Origin of the sequence: Sulfurimonas sp. (assembly GCF_016744025.1) — a bacterium.
GTDB lineage: Bacteria > Campylobacterota > Campylobacteria > Campylobacterales > Sulfurimonadaceae > Sulfurimonas.
Genome location: NZ_JADGFC010000105.1, coordinates 1 through 9,405 on the forward strand (window position 1 = coordinate 1; position 9,405 = coordinate 9,405).

Consider the following 9,405-nt stretch of genomic DNA (forward strand, 5'->3'; position numbering starts at 1 on the left):
CATCTATACTAAGGTTTATAGAAAACTCAAAATCATTCTCTCTAAAATTTTCAAAACTTTTTTGAATAACTATTTTTGTAAGCTGTTTATAAAGTTTTGCTTTTTTAGCAATTTCCAAAAAGAAATATGGCGATATAACATTTCCATCTTCATCAATAAGCCTTATTAATGATTCATACTTATTTATTTTCCCGCTTGCATTATCAATGATAGGTTGAAAGAAAAGAACGATCTTGTCATTTTTAATAGCTTCTTTTATCTTCTTAGTCCAAAGCATATTATTCTCATACTCTTTGTCTAGATTCATATTTTTATCAAATACTATAAGATTTTTGGATTCTCTTTTTGCCACTTTTAGAGCCATATCTGCGGTTACTAGTAATTTTTCTTTATCTTCAAGAGAAATACTAACTGTTGCATTTAACTCAACAGTTTCACCTTTAACATCATATATATGAGTGTTTATAAATTTTATAATTGTCTGCGCTTGTTGCACAACATTATGAGCTGGCATATCTACAGTAAGAATGCCAAACTCATCACCACTAACTCTAAATAGTTTGAGTTCTATATTAAGACTACATATCTCTTGTAATTTTGAAGAAAACTCAACTAAGGTAGCATCTCCAATTTCATGCCCATAAAAGTCATTTATCTGGGAAAAGCTATCAATATTCACCAAGATTAAAAATATATTTTCACCCTTTTCTATCTCTTGTTTGAGTGCGTTTCTATTACCAAATTTTGTAAGAGAGTCAGTATTTGCTAAATTTATCAGTTTATTTTTTTGATTCACAAGCTCAGTAATATCGTGTCTAAGAGAGATGAATTCTGTTATTTCACCATTAGCATTTATAATTGGTGTTATTGTGGCATCTACCCAAAATAGTGTGCCATCTTTTTTTATATTTTTTATTCTGCCATGCCAAGTTTGTCTTGATGTAATACTAGATAAAAGCTTTTTATACATTTCTTTAGAAAAAGATTCATCTCTTAAAACATTATGGTTTCGCCCGATAAGCTCTTCTCTACTGTAACCTGAAACTGTGCAAAAATTATCATTTATATATGTAATATTTCCATCTAAGTCAGTTTTTGAAACTATTAGATTACTATCAATGGCATCTTTATAACTTTCTAAAAAAGATAGAGAATTTTTCAACTCATCTGTTCTTTCATCGAGTTCATCTTCAAGTTCATTTTGAAGTTTTGAGAAGAATTTCAAAAGATAAAATGCAATTAAAGATACTATTACCATAAGGAGCAAATCATATAAAACTGAAATAAAGAACTGTTTATTAATTATTTTATCTACATGATAAGTCGGGACTTTAATACTCAAAACTCCTCTTATATCACCTATATTATAATCATATGCAGTGTCATATCTATCAGATATAAATTTTGGGGCTTTTGATTTTTCTCCATGACCGCTAAGACACTTTTCCTCGATTTTTAGTGGAGTGGCATATTGATAAAAATCATTTTCTTCACTAAAATAATCTGTTGCATATTGGTCATTTTTAAAATATCTTATAGCTTCAAGTTCATATTTATCTGCTTGATTTTTAGGGTTTCTCGCTCTATCACTAACTGTTTGCATTGTTATTTGAAGTCTGTTTTGTTCTGAAAATATTTTTGAAATTTGCGCAGCAGAAAATGCTGGTAGACCTGCAAGAGATTTTGCGTCTAGTTTTATTATTTTGTTTAAGTAAAGATCTTGATAATAATTTCTATGTGTCATATATAGAGAATCTACTAGTTTTGACTGTTCAGATATAAATTCTTCAACACTCTTTTTATTTTCAAAATAATTAAGAGAGATTCTGACAAAGGCCATAATAAAAAACATAATAGGAACTATTATACTTAAGTTTTCTAATATATGAATCTTAAATTAAATTCAACTTCTTTGGATATAATCTCTTTAAATATCAAACATCTTAATTAAAAAGTAAAATTATGTTAATAACTCGTGCAAGTGAATACGCAATACTCTCTCTTATTGTTTTATCAAAAGCTAATTCGCCTATGGACAGTGAAACACTTTCTAACCAACTCTCAATTCCTAAAAGCTTTTTAGCAAAGATTTTACAATCTCTTGCAAAAAAAGGTATTTTAAAATCTTTTAAGGGCGTAAATGGTGGTTTTTCACTCTTAATCAACCCAAAAGAGATAAGTATGCTTGATATAATGAGTGCTGTTGAAGGTAAAGCTCCAACTGTTTTTGATTGTTCTCCATCACTAGCGGATTGTCCTAGTGATAAAGCAAAACTTTGTTCTATCTGGCCATTTTTAAATAAACTCCAAGGTAAAATAGATGACTTTTTAGCTGACTTATCACTTGATGATATTTTAGAGTAGTAAATTGGCAAGAAAACTTACTACAAGAGAGCAGATTGGAACAGCGCTAAACTTTCTTATTGGACAAAGAGATTTAAGTGTAGTTTTATTTGTAATGGCTATATTAGCTATTATTATAGTTCCTTTACCATCAGGTATTCTTGATGTACTATTAACTATTTCTATGTCTCTAGCTGTTTTAATTTTACTAATATCACTATATGTTCCTAAACCAACGGACTTAACAACTTTTCCAACTCTTATTCTTATTTTGACATTATTTAGACTCTCTCTTAACATTGCTACTACAAGAATGATTCTAAGTCATGGACACGAAGGACCTGACGGAGTAAGTAATATTATTACAAGCTTTGGCGACTTTGTTGTAGGTGGTAACTTCGTAATTGGTATTATTGTCTTCTCAATTTTAGTTTTAATCAACTTTATGGTTATTACTAAAGGTTCTACCAGAGTTGCAGAGGTTGCGGCTCGTTTTACACTAGACTCAATGCCTGGTAAACAAATGGCAGTAGATGCTGACCTTAATGCTGGTCTAATTGATGATGCCGAGGCAAAACAACGTCGTGCAGAAATTCTTCAAGATGCAAACTTTTATGGAGCAATGGATGGTTCGTCTAAGTTTGTAAAAGGGGATGCTGTTGCTGGTATTGTTATTACTCTTATCAATATTATTGGTGGATTTCTAATAGGTGTTTTCCAACATGATATGACAGTTGGAGATAGTGCTTCAACTTTTACACTTTTAACTATTGGTGATGGTCTTGTTGGCCAGATTCCAGCTCTAATTATCTCTACTGCGACTGGTATTATGATTACTCGTTCTTCAGGAGAGGGAGATAATTTTGCAGAGGGTACAATCAATCAAATGATGGGTAATGCAAAAATCCTAATGATAGTTGGTTTCATTATGATTTTATTCGCTCTTGTTCCAGGTCTTCCTACTGCTTCTATGGGATTTGTAGGAATAATGTTTGCACTTCTTGGTTGGTCAGTTTATAAATATGAAAGAGGCGAACTCTCCATACTTAATGTAGATAATGTTCTCTCTCCAAAAGCAAAAGAGCAGCAAGAGATAGAAAGAGCAGCAGCTAAGCCTGTAAAATCGAATGAAGAGATAGCAAAAGAAGAAGAAACAGCACTTGAAGATATACTTAAAGTAGAGATGTTAGAACTTACCTTAGGATATCAACTAATTCGACTAGCCGACACTTCTCAAGGTGGAGATTTACTAGAGCGTATTCGTTCAATGAGACGTAAGATTGCATCTGACTTTGGTTTTTTAATGCCTCAAGTTCGTATTAGAGATAATTTACATCTTCAACCAGATCAATATCAAATCTTATTAAAAGGAATCTCTATTGGAGAAGGAACTATCAAACCTGATAAGTTTCTAGCAATGGATAGTGGAATGGCAACTGGAGAGATTGATGGAGAAGCGACAAAAGAACCTGCTTTTGGTCTAGACGCATTGTGGATACAACCTGAACAAAAAGAAGATGCAATTATTAATGGGTACACAGTTGTGGATCCAGCGACTGTAATTTCTACGCATATGAGTGAGTTAGTTAAACAAAATGCTGAAGATCTTTTAACTCGTCAAGAAGTCCAAACTCTAATAGAAAAAATCAAAAATGACTTCCCAGTTATAATAGATGATGTACTAAAAGTAGCATCTATTGGTCTCATACAGCGTATATTAAAAGGTCTTTTACACGAAAAAATTCCTCTAAAAGATATGCTTAGCATCTTAGAGACCATTGCAGATATTGCAGAATATACTAAAAATGTAGATTTAATTATAGAACAAGTACGTTCAAAACTATCTCGCATTATTACACAGATGTATTCAAGTGATGACGGTGTGATAAGACTACTTACTTTTGATACTAATTCTGAACAAATGATGCTTGAAAAATCGCAAGAGCAAGATGGTGTTAGAAACCTTCTGCTTAGTGTAGGAGAGATTAATCAACTGATTCAAGCAACAAGTACAAAAGCACATGAGCTCCTTCAAAAAGGGGTCTCTCCTGTTGTTATAATCGTTGACCCACAGCTTCGTCGTGGGGTAGCAGAGATTTTTGAAAGATTTTCTCTTGATGTTGTAACACTTTCACATGCTGAAATTGATTCTAGTGCAACCTTTGAAGTAATGGGTTCTATCTCTATAGAAACATAAATAATAGTATAATAAGATTAAGGAATACAATGAAAAATAAAACAATTTACCATTTATCACATATTGATTTAGATGGTTATAGCTGTCAGTTAGTAATGAGATATACTCCATATGAAGTATTTAACTTTAACGCTAACTACGGTGCTGAAGTTAGACAAAAACTAGAGATGATATTAGAAAAGATTAATCAGAATAAAAATAGTTCTCTTATTTTAATAACTGACTTAAATCTTACATTTGATGAATCAAGATGGCTTAATAATGAAGTTATAAAGATGAATGAAAATAAAAAAGATGTAAGAATCACTCTATTAGATCATCATGGTAGCGGAGAAGATAGTGCTAAAAAATATGAATGGTATTATCTTGATGTAACAAGATGTGCTACAAAAATAACATATGACTATGCCCTAGAAAATTTTGAGCTTGATGAACCAGAGTGGATGAATAAGTTTGTAAATGTTGTAAATGCCGTTGACCTTTGGAAACAAGAAGAAGTAGAAAACTTTGAATATGGAAAAGTTTGTATGAGACTTGTAACTGAAACAAGAGAATTAAATAAAATCATGTTTGCAGATATAGATAATAATTATAAACTTTCACTACTCCTTGAAGCTACAAAATACATTAATGAAGAGAATGCTGCAATAGTTTTAGATGAAAAAATTCACCATATAAAAAAAGAATTTTTTAGAGAAGACAAAAATGACACATTAGATAATCTAGCTACAAAATATATTGTAAATCTATTAGGTCAAGCAAGAAGTGAGAAAACTATATACTACAAAGGTTACAGAGGTTATTTAAGCTATGGTGTTGGTAATACATCAATTGTAGGTAATGGTTTTTTACTAGCCTTTCCAGAGTATGACTTTATTGTTGATGTAAGTTATCGTGGAGCTATGAGTCTAAGAGCAAATAATAAAGTTAGTGTTGCTCAAATTTCTAAAGAGTGGTCTAATGGTGGTGGACATCCAAATGCTGCCGGTGGTAGAATTATGGGATTCAAAGAACAATATCGCTATGACAGAGTTAAAAAACAGATAGAACAACTTATCAATGACAAAGAATCTTTTGCAGGTGATTTAGAATATAAGAGAGAAGATTCTTAATTAGCTAAGTAATCATATATAGGCTTGCCTATATATAAATTAATAATTAGTTATTAGCGAAATATCTCTCTATTCCATTTGCTAATCCTAAAGCCAATGTATTTCTATACTTAGAGTTTACAAGTCTTTTCGCTTCTGCTGGATGAGAGATGAAACCTACTTCAACTAAAACAGCTGGCATCTGAGCACCAACAAGAACCCAAAAAGGGCCTTCTCTAACTCCACCATCTTTAACCTTATACTTTTTATTTAAAGCGCCTAACATTCCTCTTTGCAAATCTATCGCTAATTTATTAGATGATACTATTTTATGAGAATTTAGAAAGTTTAAAAATGTATTTTTACCATATCTGTTCATTTCACTAATATCAGCAGAGTTCTCTTTTGCTGCAACTCTCTCAGCTCTTGCAGAACGAGATGGAGAAAGAAAATAACACTCTATCCCATGAGCCTTTTTAGCATTTTTCTTACCAACAGCATTTGCATGAATACTTACAAATATATCAGCTTTTTTCTTATTAGCTATTGAGGTTCTTTTACTTAGTTTTACATACTTATCTCTATCTCTAGTCATATGGACTTTATACCCACGAGAGCGAAGTATTCTCTTTAACTCTTGAGAGATCTTATATACAACAACTTTCTCTCTATATTTCTTATATCCTACTGCACCTGGGTCTTTTCCACCATGCCCTGCATCTATTACAATTATTTTATTTCTATCAGTTCTTTGAGGGAACTTGGTCTTACTAGTTTTCTTATATACTTTTGCTTTAGTTTTAATACTAGAAGATGTCATACTTATAACTAACTCATTAGATCTTTTTGCAAATCTAATATTAACTTTTTTACTATTTTCAATAACAAGTCTTAATGTATTAGTATTGTATTGAGCAATCTTTATTCTATTTATACCCTTTTTTAAGAGATTCTGTGACTTTGTAAGCATAGACGCATGAACATCAAAAACATATCTATATCTTTTATTTTTAGAATCATATAGTGTAAAATAATTTATCTGATTACTTCGTAGTTTCTTATCGAATTTTAAAATAAGTTTAGAATCTTTCCATCTTATAGATTTAAGTTTATGTGATGATTTTATTTTAATATTTTGAGATTTATTTGATTTTTTAATTGATTTTGATTTTGGAGCTTTGTACGAAGTTTTTGGTTTAATTTTTGATAGTTCATCTGAGTATTGGGATATATCAATGTGAAGTACATTACCACTCTTTACTATGCCTTTTAAAGCACTTATTCTAAGCTTACTGTCTTCTGCCATAATAGCACGAAGATAAAGGTTTTTATAATCGTTATATGCACGAAATTTATTTGACTTCGAACTGCTCTTCATAAAGCCATCGGCTCTCTTTAAGAGTTCACTATCACTTTGCGCATATAAAGAGATTACTAGAATAAAAAGAAGACTAAATAGACGAATCATTCTTTGACTATTCGCCCTGTGTTAATTTCTCTATCAACTCTTTGACTGAAATAATTTCATTTAACTTATAACCGTTAGTTCCAGAGAAGAACAGACCTGTTTCAGTATTTCCTAAATAAGCATCACTTAATCTATCTGCAATACAAAAGCCTACTTCTTTTGCTTCTACACCACGATTACAAGGTGCTACACAATTAGAAATACACTTAATAGATGGACCTTCTCTTTTCTCAACTAACTTAGTAAGATTTGTAACTACTCCTTGTGCTGGGTATCCAACAGGTGAAGCCATTAGTTTAATATCTTCTTTTTTTGCATTAAGAAGAACATTTTTAAGATTTATATGAGCATCACATTCATGAGTACCAATAAAACGAGTTCCCATTTGAACCCCTGAAGCACCAAGAGACATCATCTCTTGGATGTCTTTTTTATCCCAAACACCACCAGCAGCTATTACAGGTATATTACCCCAGGTAGCAGCTTCTTCTACAACTGGACCAACTATATTTTCTAATTGATTTTCAGGAAGTTTACACTGCTCATACGTAAAACCTTGATGTCCACCACTTTTAGGTCCTTCAACAACTACTGCATCTGGAATTCTGTTATATCTTTTTTTCCATCTTTTACAGATTATTTTTAAAGCTTTAGCAGATGAAACTATAGGAACAAGCGCTACATCAGGGTAACCTTCTGTAAACTCAGGCATATTAGTCGGAAGACCAGCACCTGTGATAATAATATCTATTCCTGCTTCACATGCGTCTTTTACTACACGTCCATAATCATTAATAGCATAAAGAATATTTGCTGCAATTGGTTTATCACCACATATTTTTCTAGCATTTTCAATTATTTTCTTGAGTCCATCTGGAGAGTAAAAATTAGCTTCACTTAAAGGTCTATCAGCTACAAGCTTTTTTGCGTGTGTTTTATCTTCATAATAGCCAGTACCTACAGCACTAATAACACCCAATCCACCCTCTTTTGATACATTACCAGCTAGTTTATCCCAAGATATACCAACACCCATACCACCTTGAACTATAGGCTTTGGTATTTCATATTTTCCAATTTTAAGTGACTCAAAACTCATCTAATTTACCTTTAATTTTGCAAACTTTCTTTTTCCAACTTGGAGTATATACTCACCAGCTGAAAGTTGTAATTGTATATCTGATATTTTTTCTTGGTCTATTTTAACAGCACCTTGCTTAATATCTCGTCTTGCCTGAGAAGTAGATGGCTCAATGTTACAATCTACTAATGCTTGAGCAATCCAAATCTCACTATCACAACTAAATTCATCTATTTCTGTTGGTATTTGACTTTTTGCGTGAATTTTATCAAATTCTACTTTTGCATTATTGGCTAATTCTTCATTATGAAATCTACAAGTTATTTCAATAGCCAAGTCTTCTTTTACTTTTTTAGGGTGAAGAGATCCATCTTCTACAGCACTTTTTATCTTAGCTATTTCTTCTAAAGATTTTGTACTCAGTAGTTCATAAAATCTCCACATTAGCTCATCAGAAATACTAAGTACTTTTCCAAACATATCATTTGGCTCATCCGTAACACCAATGTAGTTATTTAGTGATTTACTCATTTTTTGAATACCGTCTAGGCCTTCTAAGATAGGCATCATTAAAACTGCTTGTTGTTTTTTTACATCATATGCTTTTTGCAGTTGTCTACCCATTAAAAGATTAAATTTCTGATCAGTTCCACCTAATTCAATATCTGATTTAAGATGAACACTATCATAACCTTGAAGAAGTGGATACATAAATTCACTTAGAGCAATAGGTGTTTGGGCAGCATATCTTTTTGAAAAGTCATCACGTTCTAACATTCTAGCAACCGTCAAGTTAGATGCAAGTTCTAGCATACCAATAGAACCAAGAGGCGCTAACCAGTCATTATTGTAAACTATATCTGTTTTACTTTCATCTAGAATTTTAAAAGCTTGAGTAGTATAAGAAGAGATATTCTTTTTGATATCTTCTTTACTTAAAATCTTTCTAGTAATATTTTTACCTGTAGGATCACCAATAGAAGCAGTAAAATCCCCAATTAAAAATTGAACTCTTCCACCATATTTTTGAAATGTTGCAAGTTTTTGTAGAAGTACAGTATGACCAAGGTGTAAGTCTGGAGCAGTTGGATCAAAACCAGCTTTTACTGTATATGTTTTTCCCTCTTCAAAATAAGCTTTTAATAATTTCTCAATTCTTTCATTGTCAATTATTTCAGCACTACCTCTGTTTATTTCTCTTAAAGCTTCTTGTAACATATATATC

7 protein-coding genes are annotated in these 9,405 nt (G+C 31.6%); 3 read left to right on the forward strand and 4 right to left on the reverse strand.

Annotated elements, in window-relative coordinates:
• Positions 1 to 1,852 (reverse strand): DUF3365 domain-containing protein (locus QZZ48_RS12205; protein WP_294966267.1); only part of this gene is annotated, 1,852 nt, incomplete at its 3' end.
• Between the two features lie 110 nt (positions 1,853 to 1,962).
• Here QZZ48_RS12205 and QZZ48_RS12210 point away from each other — a divergent pair.
• The 3 genes from QZZ48_RS12210 to QZZ48_RS12220 are packed head-to-tail and all read left to right on the forward strand — an operon-like array spanning position 1,963 to position 5,652.
• Positions 1,963 to 2,364 carry an Rrf2 family transcriptional regulator gene (locus tag QZZ48_RS12210; RefSeq protein WP_294966270.1) on the forward strand — a complete coding sequence of 134 codons (402 nt, stop codon included), beginning with the start codon at positions 1,963 to 1,965 and terminating at the stop codon, positions 2,362 to 2,364.
• Between the two features lie 4 nt (positions 2,365 to 2,368).
• Positions 2,369 to 4,540, forward strand: coding sequence for a flagellar biosynthesis protein FlhA (flhA, locus tag QZZ48_RS12215; RefSeq protein WP_294966273.1), 2,172 nt, complete (start codon positions 2,369 to 2,371; stop codon positions 4,538 to 4,540).
• A 29-nt stretch (positions 4,541 to 4,569) separates the two neighbouring features.
• Positions 4,570 to 5,652, forward strand: coding sequence for a phosphoesterase (locus QZZ48_RS12220; RefSeq protein WP_294966276.1), 1,083 nt, complete (start codon positions 4,570 to 4,572; stop codon positions 5,650 to 5,652).
• A gap of 46 nt (positions 5,653 to 5,698) precedes the next feature.
• On the opposite strand, the gene QZZ48_RS12225 is transcribed toward QZZ48_RS12220, so the two are convergent.
• From QZZ48_RS12225 to tyrS, 3 genes are read right to left on the reverse strand one after another with little or no spacing between them, the layout of a single operon-like run.
• The gene (locus QZZ48_RS12225; protein ID WP_294966279.1) at positions 5,699 to 7,099 is read right to left on the reverse strand and encodes an N-acetylmuramoyl-L-alanine amidase; all 1,401 of its coding nucleotides are present in this window, start codon (positions 7,097 to 7,099) and stop codon (positions 5,699 to 5,701) included.
• A 7-nt stretch (positions 7,100 to 7,106) separates the two neighbouring features.
• Positions 7,107 to 8,198: a nitronate monooxygenase gene (locus QZZ48_RS12230; RefSeq protein ID WP_294966282.1), complete on the reverse strand. Its 1,092-nt coding sequence runs from the start codon at positions 8,196 to 8,198 to the stop codon at positions 7,107 to 7,109.
• Complete coding sequence (gene tyrS / locus QZZ48_RS12235; RefSeq protein WP_294966285.1) at positions 8,199 to 9,398, reverse strand: tyrosine--tRNA ligase; 1,200 nt, start codon at positions 9,396 to 9,398, stop codon at positions 8,199 to 8,201.
• Positions 9,399 to 9,405 lie beyond the last annotated feature (7 nt).